Source organism: Bacillus cihuensis, assembly GCF_000504145.1.
Taxonomy (GTDB): domain Bacteria; phylum Bacillota; class Bacilli; order Bacillales; family DSM-1321; genus Peribacillus; species Peribacillus huizhouensis.
Genome location: NZ_KI632502.1, coordinates 32588 through 56450 on the forward strand (window position 1 = coordinate 32588; position 23863 = coordinate 56450).

The 23863-nt window shown below is 41.4% G+C and carries 22 protein-coding genes and 2 pseudogenes; 13 read left to right on the forward strand and 11 right to left on the reverse strand.

Annotation, left to right across the window (positions count from 1 at the left end; translation table 11 throughout):
* Positions 1–734: hypothetical protein (locus tag V179_RS31225; RefSeq protein WP_051405165.1), on the reverse strand; the 734-nt coding region annotated here is incomplete at its 3' end.
* Positions 735–930: 196 nt separating this feature from the next.
* Between V179_RS31225 and V179_RS28940 the strand changes: the two genes are divergently transcribed.
* Positions 931–1197: a hypothetical protein gene (locus tag V179_RS28940; RefSeq protein ID WP_034302751.1), complete on the forward strand. Its 267-nt coding sequence runs from the start codon at positions 931–933 to the stop codon at positions 1195–1197.
* A gap of 154 nt (positions 1198–1351) precedes the next feature.
* The gene (locus V179_RS0126455) at positions 1352–1630 is read left to right on the forward strand and encodes a hypothetical protein (RefSeq protein WP_028394112.1); all 279 of its coding nucleotides are present in this window, start codon (positions 1352–1354) and stop codon (positions 1628–1630) included.
* Positions 1631–1752: 122 nt separating this feature from the next.
* On the opposite strand, the gene V179_RS0126460 is transcribed toward V179_RS0126455, so the two are convergent.
* From V179_RS0126460 to V179_RS31405, 6 genes and pseudogenes are all read right to left on the reverse strand, one after another.
* Positions 1753–2349, reverse strand: a complete 597-nt coding sequence (locus V179_RS0126460) for a 4-hydroxybenzoate synthetase (RefSeq protein ID WP_028394113.1) — start codon at positions 2347–2349, stop codon at positions 1753–1755.
* A 56-nt stretch (positions 2350–2405) separates the two neighbouring features.
* Positions 2406–3242, reverse strand: a pseudogene (locus V179_RS28945) (bifunctional 3-deoxy-7-phosphoheptulonate synthase/chorismate mutase); the annotation flags it as partial.
* A 72-nt stretch (positions 3243–3314) separates the two neighbouring features.
* On the reverse strand, positions 3315–4550 hold the full coding sequence (locus V179_RS0126470; protein ID WP_028394114.1) for a phenylacetate--CoA ligase family protein: 1236 nt from the start codon (positions 4548–4550) through the stop codon (positions 3315–3317).
* Between the two features lie 33 nt (positions 4551–4583).
* Positions 4584–5927: a phenylacetate--CoA ligase family protein gene (locus tag V179_RS0126475; RefSeq protein ID WP_028394115.1), complete on the reverse strand. Its 1344-nt coding sequence runs from the start codon at positions 5925–5927 to the stop codon at positions 4584–4586.
* Positions 5928–6231: 304 nt separating this feature from the next.
* Entirely contained in the window at positions 6232–6429 is a 198-nt protein-coding gene (locus tag V179_RS32615) for an adenylyl-sulfate kinase (RefSeq protein ID WP_084552507.1), read from the reverse strand.
* A gap of 8 nt (positions 6430–6437) precedes the next feature.
* A complete protein-coding gene (locus tag V179_RS31405) occupies positions 6438–6605 on the reverse strand; it encodes a hypothetical protein (RefSeq protein ID WP_200868703.1) in 168 nt (55 codons plus the stop codon).
* A gap of 179 nt (positions 6606–6784) precedes the next feature.
* Between V179_RS31405 and V179_RS31895 the strand changes: the two genes are divergently transcribed.
* From V179_RS31895 to V179_RS0126530, 7 genes are all read left to right on the forward strand, one after another.
* A complete protein-coding gene (locus V179_RS31895) occupies positions 6785–7021 on the forward strand; it encodes a hypothetical protein (RefSeq protein WP_028394116.1) in 237 nt (78 codons plus the stop codon).
* Positions 6997–8190: a tetratricopeptide repeat protein gene (locus V179_RS31900; RefSeq protein WP_235179278.1), complete on the forward strand. Its 1194-nt coding sequence runs from the start codon at positions 6997–6999 to the stop codon at positions 8188–8190. Before V179_RS31895 ends, V179_RS31900 begins: the two co-directional genes overlap by 25 nt.
* A 107-nt stretch (positions 8191–8297) precedes the next feature.
* Positions 8298–8477, forward strand: a complete 180-nt coding sequence (locus V179_RS0126505) for a hypothetical protein (RefSeq protein WP_028394117.1) — start codon at positions 8298–8300, stop codon at positions 8475–8477.
* 198 nt (positions 8478–8675) lie between these two features.
* A complete protein-coding gene (locus V179_RS0126510) occupies positions 8676–9203 on the forward strand; it encodes a tetratricopeptide repeat protein (RefSeq protein ID WP_028394118.1) in 528 nt (175 codons plus the stop codon).
* Positions 9204–9351: 148 nt separating this feature from the next.
* Positions 9352–9819 carry a hypothetical protein gene (locus V179_RS0126520; RefSeq protein ID WP_152534836.1) on the forward strand — a complete coding sequence of 156 codons (468 nt, stop codon included), beginning with the start codon at positions 9352–9354 and terminating at the stop codon, positions 9817–9819.
* Between the two features lie 148 nt (positions 9820–9967).
* Positions 9968–10750, forward strand: coding sequence for an alpha/beta fold hydrolase (locus tag V179_RS0126525; protein ID WP_028394121.1), 783 nt, complete (start codon positions 9968–9970; stop codon positions 10748–10750).
* 100 nt (positions 10751–10850) lie between these two features.
* Positions 10851–11078 (forward strand): LysR family transcriptional regulator substrate-binding protein, encoded by a 228-nt coding sequence (locus tag V179_RS0126530; RefSeq protein WP_028394122.1) that lies wholly within the window; start codon positions 10851–10853, stop codon positions 11076–11078.
* A gap of 362 nt (positions 11079–11440) precedes the next feature.
* Here V179_RS0126530 and mtnK read toward each other — a convergent pair whose 3' ends face one another.
* A complete protein-coding gene (gene mtnK, locus V179_RS0126540; protein WP_028394123.1) occupies positions 11441–12646 on the reverse strand; it encodes an S-methyl-5-thioribose kinase in 1206 nt (401 codons plus the stop codon).
* Between the two features lie 518 nt (positions 12647–13164).
* Between mtnK and V179_RS30425 the strand changes: the two genes are divergently transcribed.
* Positions 13165–13410: an Arm DNA-binding domain-containing protein gene (locus V179_RS30425; protein ID WP_268745222.1), complete on the forward strand. Its 246-nt coding sequence runs from the start codon at positions 13165–13167 to the stop codon at positions 13408–13410.
* Positions 13411–13974: 564 nt separating this feature from the next.
* On the opposite strand, the gene V179_RS0126545 is transcribed toward V179_RS30425, so the two are convergent.
* The 3 genes from V179_RS0126545 to V179_RS0126560 all read right to left on the reverse strand — a co-directional run bounded on the left by V179_RS0126545 (position 13975) and on the right by V179_RS0126560 (position 19368).
* The gene (locus V179_RS0126545) at positions 13975–14742 is read right to left on the reverse strand and encodes an ABC transporter ATP-binding protein (protein WP_028394124.1); all 768 of its coding nucleotides are present in this window, start codon (positions 14740–14742) and stop codon (positions 13975–13977) included.
* Between the two features lie 151 nt (positions 14743–14893).
* Positions 14894–17248: an ABC transporter permease gene (locus V179_RS0126555; RefSeq protein WP_028394125.1), complete on the reverse strand. Its 2355-nt coding sequence runs from the start codon at positions 17246–17248 to the stop codon at positions 14894–14896.
* Positions 17249–18660: 1412 nt separating this feature from the next.
* Complete coding sequence (locus V179_RS0126560) at positions 18661–19368, reverse strand: hypothetical protein (protein WP_028394126.1); 708 nt, start codon at positions 19366–19368, stop codon at positions 18661–18663.
* A gap of 1003 nt (positions 19369–20371) precedes the next feature.
* Here V179_RS0126560 and V179_RS29455 point away from each other — a divergent pair.
* The 3 genes and pseudogenes from V179_RS29455 (at position 20372) to V179_RS31910 (ending at position 23848) form a co-directional block, all read left to right on the forward strand.
* Entirely contained in the window at positions 20372–22561 is a 2190-nt protein-coding gene (locus V179_RS29455) for an HYR domain-containing protein (RefSeq protein ID WP_051405167.1), read from the forward strand.
* A 275-nt stretch (positions 22562–22836) separates the two neighbouring features.
* Positions 22837–22977: pseudogene (locus V179_RS31905) on the forward strand (site-specific integrase); the annotation flags it as partial.
* Positions 22978–23503: 526 nt separating this feature from the next.
* Positions 23504–23848: a tyrosine-type recombinase/integrase gene (locus tag V179_RS31910; protein ID WP_235179280.1), complete on the forward strand. Its 345-nt coding sequence runs from the start codon at positions 23504–23506 to the stop codon at positions 23846–23848.
* Positions 23849–23863 lie beyond the last annotated feature (15 nt).

Consider the following 23863-nt stretch of genomic DNA (forward strand, 5'->3'; position numbering starts at 1 on the left):
TCTGTTTTTTCTGCTTCTGTTTTTTCTACCTCTGTTTTTTCTGCTTCTGTTTTTTCTACCTCTGTTTTTTCTGACTCTGTTTTTTCTACCTCTGTTTTTTCTACCTCTATTTTTTCTGCTTCTGTTTTTTCTACCTCTGTTTTTTCTGACTCTGTTTTTTCTACCTCTGTTTTTTCTACTTCTGTTTTTTCTACCTCTGTTTTTTCTGCTTCTGTTTTTTCTGACTCTGTTTTTTCTTCTTCTGTTTTTTCTGACTCTGTTTTTTCTGACTCTGTTTTTTCTTCTTCTGTTTTTTCTACCTCTGTTTTTTCTGACTCTGTTTTTTCTGACTCTGTTTTTTCTTCTTCTGTTTTGTTCTGTTCTATCTTCGTACTAATAAATCGTATTCCCTTATCGATCAATTTTTCTAGAGGTATCTTCTCGATAAGGGAACTGAGATTAAACTTCCTCTCAGCGGACGAGGTCGTCTCCGAGTCTTCAATCCCTGCATCCTTTTCCTGATTTTCTACTTTCTCTAACTCTTTTTGGATATACCGCTTCCACTCCAAATTGCCCTCCTGTTTCGAATCTGTCGAAAGTGCTTCTTCAGCTGCGAACGGATTAGAATCAGGTTTCTCTAACTCTTTTTGGATAAACCGCTTCCACTCCAAATTGCTCTCCTGTTTGGAAACTGTCGAAAGTGCTTCTTCATCTGCGACTGGCTTAGAATCAATTTTCCTCTGAATATGATCCATTGATTGGAACCTCCTCTTATATGTTTAATGACTCTACCCATGGTGACTCTTTATATGTTTATGTGAGTTAGCTAATCTGGATTGGACTGAAGTGGAATTCATCGAATAATAGTCCATTACCTATATGACCTGGGATATTTATACATATAATGAACTATTATTATATAGAAGGAGTGAAAGAAGGAGTGAAAGTAGAATGAAAACAAAGAACATGGATTTGGGGGATAAAATTTTATTCATTCTGGGTATGAGTTTATGCGGCGTGTTTGTTTTCGTACTAGTGGCGGGCGTTATCGTTGCATTGTTTACATCTTGGGACGGCAACAAAAAAAGAAAGGTAACGATTGAATCCGTTCCGATGCATGATGACGAGGTTGTGACCGCATTGAAAGCCGAATCCGACGAGCAGAAGAGGCTGGCTGAAGCGATACAGTCTCATGATGAAGGGCAGCAGGAAATATAGACTCCATTTGGAAGGAAAACCGCTTTCACACTATTGCGTATGGATCATCCCGAATGCTCGATAACGAAAGCATACCATGGCAATGGATGCCTCGAATCCAATAGAAAAGTGAGAGCTAGCGAGAATGGCTAAATGTAGTAAGGAGGTGAAACAGTTGTCGAGGGAAAATCAAGAGTTTTCGAGAATTTTTCGCGAAATCAATCGGGGATTTAGATACTTTGCCGCTAACTACACGATGGCAGTCAAAAACGGAGCAGACGTAGCCCAGCAAGAATTCATTGAAGCTGTAGAAGATCGTGATCAACCCGTCGATATCGTTGCAGGAAAATTATTCGAAGCCGTAAAGAAGGGCGTACAATATGCTGGTGAACAAATGGTCATCTCCGGAGTCGATATCGTCAAACAAATGAAAGCAAAATCGAGAAAAAAATAAGGAAGCCTGTCAGCATATAATTCACTGCTGTGGCCTGCATATTCAAAAGCAATGGCTGACTCTAAGGGAGGCGTTTCTCCCTGTAGAGCCAGCCATTGATCAGTTACTCTTCTTTCAGAACCTTATTCTTCTTTGTTCGATTGCTCTTTCGTCATCTCTTGCTGTAAACGGTGTCTGATGATGCTTGGATTGAAATATTCGAGCATCTGAATCCCCGGATTACGTCCGAAATAAATGAAGTATCTTTTGTAAGGCACCTTATTTTGCAGATTAGGAAAGTGGATCTTGATCGGCCGTTGGAAAAGATCGATCGTTTCCGCTTCGTTCATGAATCCGGAGTCGGCCACCTTTCGGAATGTACGCATTCCGAGTGAGCTAATCGCTTTTCCAATTCCCTCTTGTCGATGCGCAATTTTCTCGAACAAATCGGGAGGTACATGCTTAGAATATACAAGGGCAATGTTGTGTGACATGACAAATCGACTTTTCTCGCCGATCAAAACCGATTCTCGAATATAGTACGGAGCTCCCGACGATTCACCCATCAGGTTTGCATCCTCCCCACCTATTTGTTCTTGCCGGATCACATGTACAATAATTTTCTCGTTCAACAGCGTTTCCAGCAGATCCGTTGTCCGTCCATCCGTTACTAATAGAAAGTCGAATATCAATCCGTGTAAAACATCCGACGCCTTTCTCTCAAACTGTGGGTCTATCATACTCTCACCTCCATTAGACAATTGTTCGCGACTCTCTTCGACAGTTATGAAAATTGTTAATGGTACAAACCGGAAGCGCAGAGCCCCTTCCAGAACGCATGAAACTCATCAATGTTGACTTGCTGCTTTGCGTCGGAGAGAGCGATCGAGGGATCCGGGTGCACCTCAACCATAATCCCGTCGGCGCCAGCGGCAAGCGCTGCCTTTGCACAAGGTAGCAGAATATCTTTCCGCCCGGTAGAATGACTGACATCCACTAGCACTGGAAGATGGGTCTCCTGCTTTAAGAGTGGAATAGCGGAAATATCAAGCGTATTGCGAGTCGCTTTCTCGAAAGTGCGTATACCACGTTCGATTAACATGACCTGGTCATTCCCTTGATGCAGAATATATTCTGCTGCGAGCATAAACTCCTCCAAAGTAGCGGAAAGGCCACGTTTCAGTAGTATAGGCTTCTTCGTTTGGCCGACGGCTTTCAGCAGGTCGTAGTTCTGCATGTTGCGCGCGCCTATTTGAAAGATATCGATATAACGGGCGGCTGTATCGATTTGATTGGGGCTCATAATTTCACTGATGGTCACCAATCCGATTTCATCCGCCACATCCTTCATAATTTTTAATCCCTCTTCACCGAGCCCTTGAAAATCGTAAGGAGAAGTTCTCGGTTTGAACGCCCCGCCGCGTAAGACCGTTAAGCCAGCTTCCTTTAAAGCGGAAGCAACTGTTACGAGCTGAGCTCTCGATTCAATCGAGCAGGGACCTGCAATCAGCGTATGCGAAGAACCACCGATCACCGCTTCCTTAATATTAATAACCGTATCCTCGCTTTTATGGTGGCGGCTTACGAGAAGAGGTGGTTTCTCTTGTTGCAACTTATCGCTCATGATGAACAATCCTTCCTTTCAGTCTAATTAATGGGAATCTTCCTAATTATCGTTATGCTATCGAATTCAATGGATCTATTTTTATGCGCCGTTACTTCGCTTTTTGATATATACAGGCTTTATCGATGGAACGTTACTCATGAGATCAACACGATCGAGCAACGTTGTGATTTCAACGGTGACCGGCACTTGAAGTCGAGAAGATAATCGAGAACGGACATTTTCCTCCGACCATTTCCCGGAATCATGCGAATCTAGTAAAATGTGCAGCCCCTCTTCCTCCTCTAGCACCTTCCAAGCATCCGGAGCAGGAGACAACGAATATACGGAATCCTGAATATCCATTGCGTCTAGGACGGTGTTTCCGAAACGGATTCGATCCTTGCTTCTGCCGTAATGAACCAGCTTGGCTCCAGCTCGGCCGCAATCGCATAAACAGGGCTCTACAGAGATAATGTCTTCATTAAAGTATCGCAGCAGAGGAGAACCCTGATGGGAAAGCGTCGTGATCGCCGCAAATCCTCTTTCTCCAAAAGCGACGGGGCTTGAACCGTCCTCATTCAGTACTTCTACGAAAAAATCTTGTTCTACGATATGCATTGTGCCATACTCGCACATTGTAGCGATATTGGCAGTTTCCGTCGAACCGTACATATTAAATACAGGCACGCTCCACAGCTTTTCTATATGCTCCCTGCGCTTGTCGCTCATTAATTCACCTGCGACACATATGGCGCGCAGAGCCGGAAAGTCCTTGCTCGACTCAGAACCGCCGAGACGAGCCGCTTCGGCCAGCAATTCCATCTCACGCGGGAGTCCCGCCAACACCGTGACAGAAAGATTTTTCATCAGGCTTAACACTCTGGGGTAAGGGGTAACTACAGTACGTCCGCTTGCAGGAACGACCCCAGATCCTGACTGCCAAGCTGCCTGCTGCATTAAGAATGCAGGCAGCGCCATTGCGTAAGGAAAGCGGATCAGCACCAGATCTTCAGACGTCAAACGCACACCGCATTCCTTCAATTGTCTTCCGCCAATCATCAAATCTTTTTGCGTAAACCAGGCAGCGGAGGGCTCTCCGGTCGTGCCGGTCGATTCGTGGTATTGAGCGATTTCCTTCATATCGACGGCGAGGTGACCGAAGAGGCCGGCTTTCCGCAGATCTCCCTTTGTCGTTAACGGAAGTGTCTGGATGTGACTCAATCCAATGCCGTTTAAAGCGTAGTCAGATAATTTCCTCTTGTACAGAGGGGATTTTAGAATACGCATATACATCTCCTGAAACCTTCGCGCCCTCTCTATATCGATGTCGCTCATTAAGGCATCTCCTCTCTCGTTTTTTGTATATAGCTAATTGAATACTCTGGTCGCTTTGCCGAACGTACGAGGGATATCGTGTCTGATTACAACTTCGCAATGTATCCCAATCCGATCAGCCATATGCTCTTGAATTTTTGCCGCCAATTGCTCGTCACTTAGCTTCGTCCGAAATTTCTCGGCTTCGATTGTGAGCACTCCTTGATCCAGCTTAAGGTGATACCATAAACCTACTTCGGGAATCTCCATGAGAAAGTGCTCGATCAAGAATGGAGAATAGTCTTCGGTGCCCAAGCGCAGCATGTGCTCCATTCGGCCTCTTAGCTGTATAACGTCCATTGTGATTCCGCAATCGCATTTGGATTTTTGCAAGTTGCCAAGATCCCCGGTCCGGTAGCGTACCATTGGCATTCCTTCACGCAGCAGCGTCGTCACAACGATTTCTCCCGTTCGACCGTATGGAAGCACTTCCTCCGAAACAGGATCAACGATTTCAACTTTCACATGCCCTTCCATGACGTGATACCCATTATGCTTACTGCATTCTACACCGACAACTCCGCACTCGGTTGAGCCGTAAAAGAACGAGACTTCGCATCCCCACCACTTTTCCAGTCGTTCGCGGAAGGTGGATGAGCATCCTTCGCCAGTAAGCCAAATTTTCTTCAGGCGAATATCTTCACCAATTTTTATACCGCACTTCTCGCTTTCTTCTGCTAGGAGTGCCGCGTAAGAAGGGGTTGTAGTAAGGACTGTGGCTTGAAATTCCTTCATTAATTCCAACGACTTATCGATAGGTGCCATGTAACCTCCTTTGCCAAGCGATAGAACCGCCGTACCAAACGCAAATTGAAATAATCGCTGAAATCCAAGGCCGGGCAGCGCAAATTCATAAGGCAGCGCAATTGCTGCGACATCATCGTCCGACTCCTTAAACAGCTCCAAATACTTCGGTAGCAGATCGTATACATATTGATCAGCTAATGTGTAAGAGGTATATATTGGCTTACCCGATGTGCCGCTAGTAAGATGAACTTGACCTATTTCTTTCGGATCGACGCATAATATCTTTTGTTTATCACCTCTAATGACATCTTTCTTCAGCATCGGTACGGAAGCTAATTGTTCTAGACTATCGATTTTAGGCTCTGTGAAGCCTGCCTCTTCCAACGTCGAACGGTAGTATTCATTTCGGTTCCACACATGAGCAAGAGTGGCGTTAACAGCTTTTAACTGATAATCTTCTATTTTTTGATGAGGAAGTACTTCAATGGTTTTTCCTTCATCATCCAATTGCTTATAAAATTCCTTGAATTGTTCTAGATGGGATGAATGTTCGTCAATAGATACCGTCATCTTATGAGTTTGAAACTTCATCTACTTCCTCCATTCCAGTATTCTTGATACTCTTAGAATTTACGGGGCCTAAACTGCATGTACCAATGGCCCTGAGATAGGACAACATCTTACAACCACCTGAAGCCTAATATCGATTGTGGCGGTCCCAACGGATAACTATCAAGTTATAGAAATGTAAAGCAGTACAGGATATGCGCAACGAAATCTCCTACCGTTTGCTTATCGGTTTCTATAACGATCTCTTGTGGACTAGGATTCATAAGGATAGGATATACCGGTAAATTCCAAGGATTTCACCTGCTTTGACCTTTTTATCAAGACCTTAAGGTTCGCGTCTTTCGCATTCGCCGAGCGAACACGTCACATAAATTTTGTTAAAATCACCTTCAAGAAGTAATGAACGAGTGAGGGCACGGTCCACGCGAAAAGGCGTAATCATTCCCGCATCAATAAACGGCTTTGTAATCTCCGATATACTGCGAATAGTTTCCTTGAACAGTTTTGATCCATCTCTATTAATTTCTTACTTCAATCTTTTTTTGGTGCTTTCTTTTCTTTTTTCTGCTTATCTTTAACCTGCTTCTCTTTTTTTGCCAACTTCTCTTCTCTTTTTTTTGCTTTTTCCGCTTTTTTCTCTTCTCTTTTTTTTGCTTTTTCTGCTTTTTTCTCTTCTTTATTTAGCTTTCCATCATTCATGTTTTCTTCTCCCTCCTGTACTCTTTATGAAATGCAAGGAAAATTAGATTTGATTGGGATAAACATACATTTTATAAAAATGAGTATTCCATCCAAACTGATCATATAAACCATACATATCGTAATTAGCACAAATCTTAACTAGCACAAATCCTTTATTTTAAGGAGGGGATTGATTCGTGTTGTTATTCGGATTGGAGAATAACCAAGATTTTGAATATCTCAATACACGTCTTCTGGTAAGCTTTCCAGCCAGTGGTTCAGATCAGGGTGGACTATTTTTGCTGGACTTTAAAAATAACGCTTTGGAGAAGCTTGACACCGGCAGTTGTTCGGGAATGACATTAGTTAAGAATCGATCCGAATTTTTCGTCGGGAGGGGGGAATTGAAATGGAAAAAAACGACACTCATATAAATCAATTCGAGGAAGGAAAAAGGGTTCTTATGAAAGGCGCAGACGGTGATAAAAATGCGGTGAAAATCGCCTATGAGATTTTCTTAAAGCTTCGCAAAGCCGAGCCCGACAATGCTTTTATTGAAGCCTATTACGGCAGCGCACTTACGCTATTAGCACGAGATGCTGTTCAGCCTCTGGAAAAAGCGGATAAAGCGCAAGAAGGACTAGATTCATTGAATCAAGCAATTTCCATGGACCCGAACCAGAAGGAAATTCGGTTGTTACGTTCGAATGTATGTCTGCGACTGCCAGAGTCCTTCTTCCATTGCTCACAGACGGCGATCGAAGACTTCTCCTTCCTGCTGGATCGTTATAAAGAAGATCCCAGTTACCTTACTAATATGCAAGTCAGGGGAATTATGGAGGGTCTAAGTGCTGCTTACCAAAATGTAGGAAAATTGAGCGAAGCGAATGAAGTATTGCAACGATTAACCCAGCTGAATAGACAATTGGAGAATGTAAGCGAGAAAGATATCGAGATTTTTCTTAAGCAGGTTATTTCACTACACAAGGACGCCTTGGGAGGCAATAAAAAGGCCGTTCAAGACATGCATCAGTTGTTGGAACAGGCGCGATCCGACTATCCGGGCTACCCGCTTCTGGATGCATACTATGGCATCACCTTGTTGCTAATCGCTCGGGATAAGACATCACCGTTGAGTAGATTGAAAGGGTCGAAAGCAGGACTTAAACTTCTTGATGGAGCGGTAAGTGCCGCCCCTCAGGATAGCAGGATCCGACTGCTGCGAGGCAGGGCCGCATATAGGTTACCTGAAGAGCATTTCCACCGAGCCCAAACGGTGATTGAAGATTACACCTTTCTCATCGATCGGGAAATGCATGAAGAAGGCTTCCTTGAGACAGAAAAATACTTGCAGCTTATTTACGAACTTGGCGAGGTATATTGCCGGATCGGTCGAAATCAGGCTGCGATTATGTGCTGGAAAAAACTGAAAAACGATACCCAGGACCCTGATTTTCTGCATCTCCTCAAGATAAAGCTTAAGTCTTTGGAAGGGAAACCAGCCGTTGAACATATACCGATCACCGAGAGTCCCACATCAATTTTGATAAAAAGGGCCGTTCGTGCCGCCGGGAGCGAGCTCCTAAACTGGGCGGAGGAGTAATAGAAAGAAGAAACTCCTCGCAATCAGCTCAATCAGAAAGGACGGCGCTAGTTCATGCTGCAACAGGCCATAGGGAGGGAAAGTTTCTTTTGAAGGAGGTGACACGCATGTCAAAAGATGCTCTTAAGATTATCGTTAAGAAAATAAGGAAACAATCCGAGCCTATCATTGCAACTGCTTTGATCAACGGTGCTACCCGGGTCAGCAATGAAATGAATTACGGAGGAGGGCAGAAACTTGTCGGAAAGCGTGGCATCTGTCCCAGCGGATTCTGCAAGGAACAATAAAATTGTTATAGAATGAACGAATGTAAAGACTCGACTCGGACAAACGTACACTTTTAATAAACTAGGTAGTTCATCCAACCTCTATATAGGGATCGCACATATCGTAACAAATAAGTTGGAAATGCAGGAAGTATATTTATTTATATTGCTTTTACGGGTTGGAGAAATACCAATATATACAATAGGAGGTCCATAGGAATGGCAGATCAAAGCGTCCATAGGAAACAATTTGAGGAAGCGAAAATACTCCATAATAATGGGGTGGACGGAGACAAAAAAGCGGTGATAAAAGCAAACGAGATGCTCTTAAAGCTTCGTGAGGCTGAGCCTGAGAATGCGCTAATTGAAGCCTATTACGGCAGTACTCTCGTTCTATTAGGCCGGGATGCCGTTAAAATTTTGGAAAGAGCGGATAAGGCGCAAGAGGGATTAGACTCATTGAATCGGGCCGTATCTTTAGACTCAAACCAAAAAGAAATTCGGTTGTTGCGCGGGAACATTTGTCTGAGACTGCCGGAGTCCTTTTTCCATTGCTCGGAAACGGCGATCGAGGACTTCAACTTCCTGCTTGACCACTATAAAGAGAATTCCAACTACCTTACTCCAAAGCAAGTACGTGAAGTACTGCGAAACCTAAGTGCAGCTTACCAAAATGCAGAAAAACCTGACAAAGCAAATTCAGTCGTTCAGCGTCTCAATCAATTGGAACTGAAGAAAAAATCATAAGAAAATAGAGTGAGGAGACCATTGACATTCAATGAGAGACTCGACAAAGCGGTAGCATCCGCACCGCACGACAGCAGGATCCAATATCTTCGCGGCAGTTCCGCATACAGGCTGTCAGAGAAGTATTTCCAACGGACGTGGACGGTAATTGAAGATTATATTATCGGTAACAAGAAGGAAGAGGAGAAGAAACAAGAAGTTCCCCGTAAGCATCACAAGAAGAAAATACGACACTAGAGAAAGAATCATCCCCCTTACCCGGGTAAATCGCAGGATCGGAAAGGAGGTGAGGCACATGTCAGATAGCATAAAAGGGGTCTTCAAGGGAGTAAAGAATGAGATCATTAATTTTGCCTTTGCTGCTTTGAGAAGCGGCGCTACCAACGTTGGCAAAGAACTTGTGAATGTGACGAGCGATGAAAATCGCGATGAAAAGCAACCGTCCAGTTTAGAATTCAGAACTTTCACCAATGCCTTGAAGACCGGTATCATAGGAACTGGCCAAGAATTAATGGAGATAGGACGGGAGCGCATAATGGAAAGCTCCCCACAGGCACAAAATTCGGAAATATCCGAGGAATCCACGGGGACGAAAAAATCGGTGGAAGAAAAATAAATCAGGAGTTCTACGCGGAAAGACTCAAGCCGTTAATCGGCTGAGGACCTTTCCCTTTCATCCTCACTCTATTCACTTCCGAAGAATATATTGATCTTGGATATCGTTCATTCGTAGCCAGAGATTACGAAACTGGAGGTGGGTAATTTTGAAAAAAACATTTGTCAACGGCATTAACATTTGTTATGAATCGATCGGGGAAGGATTTCCTTTGATCGGACTTTCAGGAAAAGACAGCAACATGGACTCTTGGAACCCGGCAATCAAGGCCGCGTTAAGCGAAAGGTACAACTTCATCATGCTCGATCATCGAGGTACTGGCCGGAGCGACGCTCCGACAGAAGCTTACGACATCTCGGATATGGCCAAGGATGTCATTGGGCTAATGAACGCGCTTGATATCGAAAAGGCACATATTTTAGGCCAATCCATGGGGGGAATGATTGCGCAGGAGCTTGCAATCGAAAGCCCCAGCCGTGTGTCGAAATTAATCTTATGTTCCACGACCTGCGGGGTCAAACGGGTGCCGCCTTCTTTTCGGATGATCAAGTGGCTGATGCGAAAGAACGCTGCATATTCCCCGCAAAACACGCTAAATATGCTTTACTCCAAAGCCTATATCCAGGAGAATCCGGACTTGATCGCTTCGCTCGTGGAACGGATGCAGATCGCGCCTTCGAATCCTAGAAGCATGGAGATTCATCGTGAGGCGAGCAAAAATTTCGATTCGTACCATCGGCTCGGGCAAATTTCGGCACCAACGCTTATTATTCACGGCGAGGATGATTGGGTCTTCAGTTCGAAGCATCCTAAGATTCTGAACCGTCGTATTCCAGGCTCCAAGCTGATTCTATTTCCCCATGCGGGACACGGTGTCTTTTCACAGGAGCAGCGCAAGGTGTTGGAGGAAATCCATCGTTTCTTAGATTGATCGGCATTAACGCAACAAAAAGGCGACTCTTATTGATTTTGAATGAGTAGTCGTCTTTTCATTAGATGAGTCCTTCGTAGTAGGGGCAGCCTATCAAGATTTGGCAAGTCGTACATTATCAACGAGCGAACTGGCGCAGCTGCCTTTCCTTCTATTATCTCCGGGGAGCAGTTCACGGTTATTCGTGGAGCAATGGTTTGCGGCCAGTGGTTTCACAGCGAAGCCAGATATAGAGCTGGGGAGTATCGATTTGCTTAAAGAGTTTGCGAGTTTAGGTTACGGGACTGTTTTCATTACCCGCTCGGAGAGCTTTGAAGTGGTAAGCTAATCGAGCTTCAGTTGGAGATGAGCTCCCTCCTAGCATCGTCCTCGCTGTCCGCTGTGACATCAAGTTGTCGTTTAGCGGCTGATCGTTTCACCCGAATGCTCCTTTCTCAGAGCGAGTAGTTTGCATAAGCTCATTCAATGCCTGGATTAAGCTATCGCTCAATTTATTATTTCAGCGAAAAGGCCTGTAGACCCCTTCCGCTGGGAAGGTTTGTCTACAGGCTGGGACAAATGTTAAAACATATTTCTTCCCTGAGTCATCGCTGCCTAAGGCGATCGCCGTTTTAGCGTACCGACTGCAGCCAGCTTTGTTCCCCAACCGCCGATATGTCCAGCTTCTTTCGTCATGATAAGTTCGGCTCCTTAGTTTACAGCTTTTAAAGCGATATCCAACACTTCCTTAATAGAGTGGGCGGAGCGGTTTCGTTTGATCAGTGCCACGCCAATCTCCAGCGCGATCCGCTGCGCCTGTTCGCGGGCAGCCGCATCTTCGATGTGGTCGATGTCCGCGACGTGGATAAAACCATGGACGCGGCACAACATTATCGCTCCAGCAAATCCTATTGTGTCCTGCAGCAGTCTTGCCACATACAAATCCTGATATCCTCGGGTCTTCGCCAACCGGTCGGCGGCATGCCCGTTCCAAAGCTCGCGGAACTGAAGCTCGAATTGTGTCCATAATTCGTGCACAGTACCCAGCAGGTAGTGGCGGTAATCAGTGCGCTCCATCGCATCCGTGCTCCAGCCCTCTTGGCCTGAATAGTTCAGCAGCAGATTGGCGATAACCGTCCCGATATCAAAGCCCATCGGACCGTAATAAGCAAATTCGGGATCAATGACCTTCGTAGAATCCGGCTTGATGAAGATATTATCTGTATGCAAATCGCCATGCAGCAGGGCCTGAGCTTTCGTCAGAAATTTCTCTCTCATCAGCGTAACCTCGAGATGCAACTCCTTATCCGCCCAAATGCGCTCAACGGCATCACGGATATGAGGCTCGAAAATGTTCATCCGGGACTTTGTATAAGGAGCATATAAGATAAGATCCTCGGTGATATTGCAAAGCTCCGGATTGATGAACGATTTCACCCGCAGTTTCTTCTCCTGTTGGTCCATGGCCAGGTCCGAGGTGAAGAACATCGTCCGTGCCAAGAATGATCCGATATGCTCAGCAAACAACGGATAACAGCCCCGCTCCATCAGTCCGCGGCGCATGACGGTGTGATCGCTCAAATCCTCCATGACCATCAACGCCAAATCTGGCTCGTACGCGTATACCTTTGGCGTCAGATTAGGACAAAGCTCCCCTTGAATGCGCAATGCTTCGCATTCAATGCGTACTCTGTCCAGCGTCAAGGGAACCGATTCGCCGAGCATCTTGAAATAAGGCAGCGCCTGCTTCAGAATTAAGGCTCGCCCTGAGGCCGGGTCTGATATATGAAACACAAGGTTAAGATTACCGTCGCCGATTTCCCGTGACTTGAGCTGCGCACCATCCGGGAATACATCCTCGATGCCGTGTGCATACTCGACCGCTTCCGCTTGCGTTAAAGCGTGATATTTTGTCATTTCCGCATCCCTCCGAATACCGCTTCCTATTTAGCCTAGAATATCGAGCACGGGCTGGAGCTGTTCCGTGATGGCAAGGTCGTATTGACGCACCGTAATGTCGGCGGCTTGGCGACAGACCGCTAAGAAAACAGCGTAAACTCGTTAATATATTAATATGCTAAAAATATATGCATTATGATTCCTGATTACCTAAGCACTGACGTAGAATACATTTTCGAGGGAGGCTTGTTTAAGTATTTCGATTTCACCATAGAGGCTCTTCAGGGAAGCACAGGAGTAGTTCTTAATAGAAAGAAGCATTAAATAATTTTTCATCCCTTAAAACAAATATTTTTTTAAAAAGATAGAGGTGTTTAAAATTGGCCTCCTTCCAAAGTACACAACATAGCAATTCCAAATTTGGTTGTTTCAAATGGATAAACATGTATGCCATAAATTTACTAATAAAGTAGACCACTAACATGACAAAATTCAGACAACGAGGGAAAACATAGAGTAATCATATTTATTTAGGGCTGGACCCACTCACAAAAAAACGTAAAGAGATATCTAAACGTGGCTTTAAAACACAACGAGAAGCAAAGGCAGCAGCACGCCTTGTAGAATTAGAAATTCAAAATGGCACTTTTACCATAGAATCCGATATGCCTTTTGATCAATTCGCCCAGGGTTTGTTAAAAACGTATAGCCGCAGCGGTGTGAAGATAAGCAGTGTAAGAGCTCGAGAAAAAGAAATGAAGCATTTCAGTACACTGGCTTAAGAATGGGTATTTATTGATAAGCACTGGATCTAGTAATCTTTATTTTTTTATCAGTCGTTCTAGCTCGAATTTAGATGATTTCACTTTTAACAAAAGATCCATTCGCAAAAATTACTTATCATTGGAGACATATCTTTTTGCTTCACAATTTCTATATAATTTAATAACCTCTTCACTTACCACAACCCCTCCTTTGGATTTTTTCTTATTGGGTGTGACGAACTGATCTTAGTGATAATTAGAATACAATCTTTATTTCATTTATCATATTTATTCAAGCAATTTTATTTAATAAACCTTTTAACTAGGTTCATGATGTTTTTTACATCATGCCGCCCGTAAGATGAGAGGTGTAATATCTTTAACGTAATGTGCAAAAGGTGCGGTATATTATGGTTTTTGCTAATGAGAAGTGTAACATCTTTAACGGGATATTATCGTTTTTCACTTGAATGCGTTAGCAAAATGTTAACATGTCTTTCCTTACAAACATTCTTAAGAACTTTTCCTTTAGAACTTACCTATCAATTCCCATATGAACTTTTTGCAAGTGCCAATGAAAAATTAGAACCCATTTTCCACTAACCATTTCATAATGCTTTCTTCTCTTTGCTTAATATCGTCTTGCTGCGCATCGTATTTACGCATTTTCTTCTGTGCAACAATATTTCCATCTACCATAAACAGTATTCTTTCAGTTTTTGCTGCCACCTTTACATCATGCGTAACGAGCATTACCGTTGTCCCTTTTTTATTAATCTCTGCAAGAATTGACATAATCTCTTCTTTCGATTTGGAATCTAATGCTCCGGTCGGTTCATCTCCAAATACGATATCTGGATCATTTATCAATGCTCTGCAGATGCCGACTCTCTGCAGCTGTCCTCCAGAGCCTTGAGTGATATTATGATCTGCAAGCTTTTCAATTCCTGTCATTTTCAACAGTTTTTTTGCTTTTTGATTTACCGCATTTTTATCCGCATCTTTTGATACAAGTGCAGGAAACATAACATTTTCAATCAATGACAGATTCTTTAATAGATTAATATCCTGAAAGATAAATCCCATTGTTTCCAGTCGAATCTTCGCCAGTTCTTCTTCTTTTAGACTGCCGATTTCACGGCCTTTAAATTTCACACTACCAGAAGTAATTCTATCCATACCGCTTATATTATATAGCAGTGTTGATTTCCCGCTTCCAGATGGCCCCATGACCGATACGAATTCACCTTCTTCTATCTCCAAGTTTACATCCTTTAAGATATGAAGCTCATTATCTTTTCCTAATGCTATTTTTTTGTTCATACTTTTTGCTTCTACTATATTGCTCATCTATATTCCTCCCATGCCAAATATTAATATCAAAGTCTATTTCCTCAGAGGGTCCTGGAATGCTTTTTTCAGGAAAAACAGTTGGCGTCTATACACAGATGATTTCTTTCATATCAGCAAAAATGCCTCCTGCCCGTGCCTTGCAGTACTGTTAACTTCTTAATACGACAGATAGGTCATCTTTTACGGCTACCTTACAGGACATAAATATCGTCAATCCAACAGCTATAATCAGCGCTAACGGACAAAGTAGCCCGATCTGCCATATAATATGGACAAATTCAATTTTTGCCGCTCCCATAGAGGACATGGCCATACTTACCAGAAACTCCCCTAAATAATTCGAAACCAGCACGCCAAGTATGATTCCCACTACCAGGACCATCATCGTTCCTGCCATATATTGATGACTAATTTGCTTTGAAGTTAATCCCACACTTCGCATGATGGCAATCTGAGACATATCCTTTGATAATAACATTCGAAGGAATAATGCCGTGATTAATACAGCTATGATGATCGCGATGGCGATTCCGCCCATTACTACTGTGCTCATCTGTTCAATGAGATTTCCAAGAGTCTGATGCGTATATTCTTTGATATCATTTACCTGCGCAGAATCATAAGTATTCTGGTAGTAGTCCATTTTCACGCGTTTATCAACTCCCGGAGCCATATCCATGCTCACAATACACCAAAGAACGGCCTCTTCATTTACCCCAAGACTCTTATGCGCCTTTGCTGTTTTTCCCCCATTTGTAATATCCTGATAAATACCCGTGACTGATAAAGTCTGTTCTTCCCCGCCAACCCTGACGGTTACCTCATCTCCTACTTTCTTGTTTAATCCGACTTTTTCGGCATTGGCAAAGGAAAGCGAGATTTCCCCTTCACCCTCCGGTGCTCTGCCTTCCAAATATTTTAATGGAAATACGGAAAAATCTCCGGTTTCAATATTAATATAGTCCCAGGAACCTTCCGCATTTTTGACCGGGTAAGAACTTGTGATGTAAGGTGCAAACTTTTCAATATCATCATCATTTTTCAACTCTTCCTGCAGTTTTATAAAATCTTCTGTAATCGTATCTGTCCTTCGAAGATCGATTCTCATGTCGGATTTTCCTATTCCCATGTATGTGGAAAATTCCGGTGAATTCATGGTGTTATAAATATTTAAGGGGAGAATGAGAATAAACGTACATAAGATAAAAATTACAAACACCAGCCTGTATAACTTGAATCGTTTCAATACATTCCTCAGCCCCATGTAAATATTAGTGCTGAAGAATTTGTTCTTAAGCAGCGGGAAACTGTATTTTCGGTTCTTTCCGCGCTCCATGATATCTGAACGCAAAGCTTCCACCGCAGAAATCTTATCGATTCTTTTCAGTACTTGCTTGCAGTACATCACAATCATGAAATATACAAGTAATGGAGCTATAAGCGATAGTATATATTTTAAGCTTCCTGACAAATCGGAAGAGATGTAAAGTCTCATACTACCGTTTAACAAATTTACCGCTTCAAAGGAAATCAAATAACCGATAATACCGGCTGCTACTGAGATGACTCTGTATTTGTTAAGATAGACCTTTTTTATATCTTTTTTGGCTATCCCCATTGCTTTCATAACACCGATTTCTCTAATATCTTCATCAATCGTTGCCAGAAATGTAAGTCTGATACAGAGCGAAGCAATCACAATAAGCAGAATACTAATAAATATAATGACAATCGCAACTGCCATATCTGACATAGCATTAAACATTGTAAATATCTTTCCTTCGATTATAGGACCGTTTGCCGGAAGACCCGCTTCGATATAGGCAGTCTGAATAGCAGCAGAATCCCCGTTTTCATTCAGCTTGAATTCGATCAGATATTCCAGTTCCCCAGCCTGCATTTTAAGCATTTCATCATAGTCATTTTGATTTATCACAAACCGTTTAGAAGAAGTAAGGGAAGAGTTCATCTCAAAATCTCTTGCATAATCTAAAATGACAAACTCTTTCTCATCCCCGCCGCTTTTCACAGTAATCGTATCACCTATTTTTAAGTCATGTTGTTCCATGAAATAGATGGGAACAGCAACGAAACCTTCCTTTACATCCAGCTTTTCATTATCCAGATCCAATATAAAATCAAATTTCTTATTCTGGACAACAAAGGAAATATCTTGTATAGTTCCAGCCATCGTTTGATTTTGGCCAAAATGAATATTGCTTCCATCAATATTCTGAAGAATCATCGTCTCCTGCATCGCTATATGGTCATGGTATTGTTCTATGAATTGGTCGATTTCTGCCTGGTCATATTCTCCGGCATGCATCACTGTAATGTCAGCTGGAGCTGCACTCTCCTGAAGATCTGACATCGCCTGAATCAAATTGGCAATGTTATTAATAGCACTAGCAGCCAAAATAACTGCCATCGTGATAAATACAAATACTGTCATCGTTACAATTTTGTTTCGGAGGAAATCATTCTTGACTATTTTCAAAAACATTATTTTTTCTCCTTCCTGCATCGCTAAAATTTTTCTATTTTATCCTTGTCTCTATTAACCTTGCTCCTTTCTTTAGGAGGGAGAATTTCCATTCACTTTTTGAATTATTAATGTTCTTACATGCTGGTTCCTTAGTAGATAGACTTGACCTGAATGATTTTTGAACTTACTAAAGTAATCATACAATGTGGTATTTATTGGAACAAACCTGCTTAAGCCTAATTTTTTACTAAGCCCTCAGCCCTATTTTAGTAAGTTGACTATGGAAGGTTATTAGAAAATAAATTATGGACAGGCTTAGCCATTCAGATGTTTAAATAACGAAAGATGTATATCTTCATGTCACCAAATAAAAAAAACTTCCCACAAGTTTCAAACTCATGAGAAGCTTCACTTAAATCCTTTATGTCAGCAAAATGTTAGCATTTCACTTTTCTTGTAAAATAAACGCTGTCAGCGGAGCTCGGACTAAAAACGCGAGGTCCTGCCGCAACGTCCGAGTGAACAACTTCCTGTTGGCCTACATCATGCTGCCCATTTATCAAGGCATATAATTTATGAAAACAAATTAATAAAGATATTGATAATATAGTGTTTTCATCTTTTACTTAATATATTTTAAAACAGATGATAAAAAAGCTATGAGCAAAATTATGAACATTGAGAATTTGAATTCTATAGTATGTCTACTTTCTTATCAGCAAAATAAATAATTATTTAAATCCTGCTAATTTTTGTCGATATCTACTCATAATTTGTAGATATTTCCCGGGAATTTGTTGAAGTTTGAAAAATAGTGTTTTTTTTTAATTGATTGGGGTGACGGGGTAAATTTTCAAATGTATCAGGTATCGCAATCTCTGTTTCATTGGTTGCTCTAATCTTTATTTTTATTGATTAACAAAGTCTTTAGCTGTATCGTCTATGGACTTGTCCGTATCGGGTAACGCTATAGGCACTCCGATGTCGGATTGAACAAAGATACGCGTTACCCTCTTATAAGAACTCATATCCTTTTCACTCTATAATGTGGCCATACTTTTGAACAGTGGGTGTAGCATTCTCACTTCCTTGGAGGAGAATGCTCGTCCATCAGATAAATATCATGTCGCATATCAGACTTCTTTTCTTAAAGATGAAGGTTCTTGGGATACAATTGCAAGAGTATATCGCCCAGCGATACGGAACAGAAAAAGAGCCGATCAACCCTTTCTTGTCGAACACTATTAGGGATGACTCATGTTTTTTATTGAGGTTCTTAACCGCCCCAACTCCCATTTTATCAAACATTCTTTTTTGCTTGCTTCAAGTTGTGTATATTGTTTAAATGCATATCGCTTGAATTTTCTACACCAAAAATTTCCTTCCACAAATCTTTACACAGTTAAGCATAAAAACCTTAAAAAGGTACCTTATTTTCGAAATATGGAGAAAAGCTCTCCCCATTTTCCTTTAGGTTTTTGTATCGCTTCTTCTAAACGTTTATTAAAATCATTTTGTGAACTCCATTCCTTTTTCTGTTCGTCCCGCATATTTTGTATTTCTTTTTGTAAGAGTTCACTTTTTTGTTTTTCTTGTTGCAGCAATGTTTCGTAATGGATATTTTGTTGTTCAGTTAATTTTTCAATTTTAGCATGAGTTTTTTGCGCTGAATTTCCAATACTAGAACTTATAACATGATGATCTTGTTGGAGTCGGGAAACCTTTGTTTTAAGTTCTAACATATCGTTTGTCAGTTGGACATTCATTTCACGTGCGGCTGCGAGTTCATTGGCAAAAAACATTAAGACCTCTTTTAGTTGATTGGGGTCATGAGGTATATTTTCATATGTATCGGTTATCGCAATCTCTGTTTCATTGGATCCTTCTAATCTTTCTTTTTGTTGATTCACAAGGTCTTTAGCTGTATCGTCTAGGGGCTTGTCCGTATCGCGTAACGCTATAAGCGCTCCGATGTCAGATTGAATAAAGATACGTCGATCGCCATCTTTCAAAAACTCATATCCATTCCGCTCTAAGATTTGGCCATACTTTCGAACAGTGGGAGTTGCAATCCCTACTTCTTCTGCCACTTCCTTGGAAGAGAAAGCTCGTTCATTCGGTTGTATATCACTTCGCATATCGGACCTCCTTCTCTATTAAATATGAAGGTTTTTAGATTTATTTGCAAGTTATGTCGCCCAGCGATACGAAACAAAAAAAGAGCCGATCCCCCTACTTGAGGAATTCTATTGGGCTGTTAAAACTGAACCCTACAGAAAATTTTCAATTCCCAAAGTAACGAGTAAAAGTAGAAGATATTGAAAGTCAGAAAGAAGAAATTAAATTTTTTTTGGAAAAGGAGGAGCTTGCAGATTCTTGCACCTGCTGATTCAGACAGCCATTAATACAACCATGGAACCATAAATGCTCCTGTGACAGACAACATGGAAGAAAAGGCCTCCCAAAAGTTCGATAAACTAATGGAAGACCTTCTCTAATTGTTTGTTTTTCATTTGTTAGGTTTGTCGCGTTTTGATGAATGCACAAAAAACCCATCCAGGCAGTCTAACTGCCCGATATAAAAGGGGTTTAAATCCCTTATTACATCATGCCGCCCGTATTTCCTCCGTTTTGTATTATGTTTAAGGTGAATTAACAAATGCTAATAAACCCGCGTCATAAATAGGTTTCGTTTGTTTGTAAAAGTAACATCTTTAACGAAAATTAATGGAGTAGTACAGGGTTATATTACCTATTCTTCCATCAAATGGTGCACCCTACAGTTTTTAATTTTTTTTAGTAACGTATTTCTTACGTTCTTTTATTTAGGCATGTAATAGGAAGTAAAACAATTTTAAATATGTTCTAAAGAGGCTGCTTTATCAAGTTTTTTCATAAACAACAGCAATGTAATAGGAACCAAGCCTTTTCAGAAACCCAATATATCAGGTTTTTGAAAAATTTTTTTTAAATAACTTTTTTCTCCTTCATAAGCACAAACAGCTTGTCTAGTATTTCCATAAAATGTTTAGCAGAATGCTTACCAATGCCAACTTGTAATGTTACGGATTCAACTAGAATCCTTTGTGAATCTACACAGTTTGCTGGGAGCGAAACACTTATAAAAAGGTGGAATGCTGAATGTCAGAAGAAAGTTTAATTAAAATATCAAGTGCACCACCAATGCAAAAAATTATAGAACCAAATGAAGAACATGGGGAAAATGGAGATAATTCATCGATATCAATACAGCAAGTCGACACAACAGATTTTCGAATCTCAACATTAAATGGACGGCCCGAAAATGAGCCTACTGTGGGGGTCAATCCGAATAACCCTTCGTCAATTATTGCTTCTTCTCACGCCTATACGCTTGCAAATGGGTTTCCTCAATTTGGGTTATATCGATCTACTAATGGAGGTGCCTCATTCACGACTTCGTTTCTCCCAGTCCCAGCAGGATTTAGAAATACTAGCGATCCAATCATAGACGCAGATCTAAACAATAGGTGGTTATTAGCTGGTATCGCTGTTCAACCTGTTTCAGCGACATTGGATAGGGCATCCATCATTGTTTATCGATCAGTTGACGATGGAGCAAACTTTTCTCCTGCTATTAATGTTTCAGGTATAAATAATAATTTCTTTGATGATAAAGAATATCTAGCCTTCGATAAGACTCCGACAAGCCCATTTGTTGGGAATGCCTATATTAGCTATACTAGGTTTACCAACGTTCCAGACGGGACAAACACCTCTCAAATTTTACTTCAAAGGTCTGTTGATGGTGGATTAAATTGGACACCAGTTCCAATTCCAATTTCAGCGGTAATTGCCGGGGAGCCTACTCCCTTTGTACAAGGATCAAATGTTCAAGTAGGTCCGAATGGTGAAGTATATGTTGCTTGGATTGAAGGTGATTTCACTAATGCAACGTATCGAATTCGCCGATCAGATAATGGCGGGGTAACATTCGGTCCTACTGTTGATGTCAGTGCTATTGTTCGAGTACCTGATCCTCTAACTCCAAAAGTTTCAGCATGGAGTTTCCGTGTCCCTACCTTTGCTTTTCTTGCCGTTGATAGATCAGAATGTTTTGGTACTGAAAACTTCGCAAGAGTGTATGCCGTATGGCAAGCATACCACACAGGAAATGCTCATATCTATTTGTCTTTCTCTAATAATGGCGGAGCCAACTGGTCAGCTCCTATTCGTGTTGATAATAGTCCTGAGAATTCCCAAAATTTTTTCCCGTTTGTAGCAGTTTCCCCATGCAGCGGCACCGTAACCGTAATTTACTACACAAACCGGGAATCTTCTACTCTTCTAGATGTTTATTTAGCAGTTTCGACTAATGGTGGAACCTCTTTTACAAATTCACGGATAACAGACGTTTCTTTCAACCCTAATGCTGATACTACCTTTGGTAATCCTAGTACATTTATTGGTGATTATATTTATTCGGCCTTTATTCCTCCAGCTTTGCCGGAACCGGAAAAGTTGATCTCCGTATGGACTGATACTCGCAGCAACAACAGTCAAGATATCTTTGGCAACATCAGCGATCTTGAACGCATACCAACCATTATGTGTCCAGCTAACGTCACTCAAGATAATGACCCTGGTGTTTGTGGGGCAGTTGTCAACTTTCCAACCCCAACTGCAAGTACCAGCTGCCCAGGAGTTCAAGTAATCTGCAGCCCTGCTTCTGGATCCTCATTTCCAGTAGGTAAAACCACTGTCACTTGTACCGCTACTGACATTTGTGGAGGAACTGCAGAATGCTCCTTTACGGTCACAGTAAACGATGTCGAACCGCCAACCATCATCTGTTCAGGTAACATCACTCAGGATAATGACCCTGGTGTTTGTGGGGCGAAAGTGAACTATCCACCTCCAACTGTAAATGATAACTGTCCGGGAGCAACATTTGTTTGTTCCCCACCTTCTGGTTCGCTCTTTCCTGTTGGAACAACTAAAGTGACATGTACAGCTACGGATGTTGCTGGGAATACAAGCGCTCCTTGTTCGTTTACCGTAACAGTAAATGATACTGAACCGCCAGTGATTAATTGTCCTCCCGACCTCACGGTTTGTAATGATCGATGTTCAAATGGGGCAATCGTTCACTTTGATCCTATAGTGAGCGATAACTGTCCAGGGGTTACGGCTGTGTGTACACCAGCATCTGGTTCTTTCTTTCCTCCTTGTACGACAACGGTCATTTGTAAAGCTACCGATGCTTCTGGAAATACCAGCATTTGTTCGTTCCGCGTGAAGGTAATTGTAGATCCTTGCCGATTTTGCAGTAAATGCCGTTGCCAAAGATGATGATTAAAACATATCTCCTTTATATAAATTGCTAAATCAATATACAATCTTCTTCATGAATAATTTATACAAATCAAGGTAACATAATGCCAACTTGAGGAACCACTAGTAAAACAAAGCTCTTGGCGCCAAAGAGGGGTTCACGTCGTCCCTTTTTATCGGTTTGCATGGTTTATGCATCCTTCTTAAATCAACGTTTTCGGCTTCTGAAGAAGCCCGGTAGCCGCATAAAAAGTGATGAAGAACCCCTAAAAATAATGAATGTATGATTTTGTATATTTGAAGCCGGAGCTAGTATTAAAGAAGTTCAGGAGCGGTTGGGTCACTCAGATATACAAATGAACACCTATACACACGTAACAGACACACTAAAAGAGCAAACTGCACAAAAATTTCAAAGATACATTGAACTATGATTTATGGATGCTATAGTGACCAAAAAAGAATTTTCATGACCAAAATGTGACCCAAACCACTTTTTTCACATAAAAAAGACCCCCAACCAAAATTGGTTGAGAGCCTTGAAACGTTGACAATTAACGTTTTGAGAACTGAGGAGCACGACGTGCACCTTTAAGACCGTATTTTTCACATTATTTTATTTATATATTAAACATGAATAAACTGGGAATACAATGAATTACTGGAAGCCTGATTTATTGGGCTTTTTTCTGTTTAATAAAATTTGATAATATACTCTTATATATGTTTGGTGGTCAGAATGTGGTCAAAAATAACCCATGCTTATTCAACTAAAGCGCCCGATTATGGAATAACTAAAATATAATCACAATCTAAAAGTCAATAATTCTACTTTCACTAAATCACTCGTTTAAGTACACTACTTCACAAATTGAAGAATTAGAAGAAAAAAAGCATTTACCAAATTATTTAGAAGGAAAAGAGTTAAAGCATTATCTTCATGTTGCTAAGAAAACAGGCTTGGATCAAGATTATGTTATCTTCTTACAGTTGGCATACACTGGATTACGTGTAGGTGAATTATGCGCCCTAAAATGGCGGGATATCGATATGAATGATCACACTATCAGCGTTTCAAATACATATTATAATCCTACCAATAACAGAAAAGAATATAAGCTGTTAACACCTAAAACCGAAACATCTATACGGATAGTCGATGTCGATGACAATGTGATTAATGAATTGAAAAGGCATCAGGGGCTTCAAAAAACAATAATGATGAGATATCGATATATATACCATGACCAAGGTTTTTTTTTGCTGGTATTGATGATTCGTCTCCCGGTTATCCGATCTATATAAAAAAAATAGAGAATC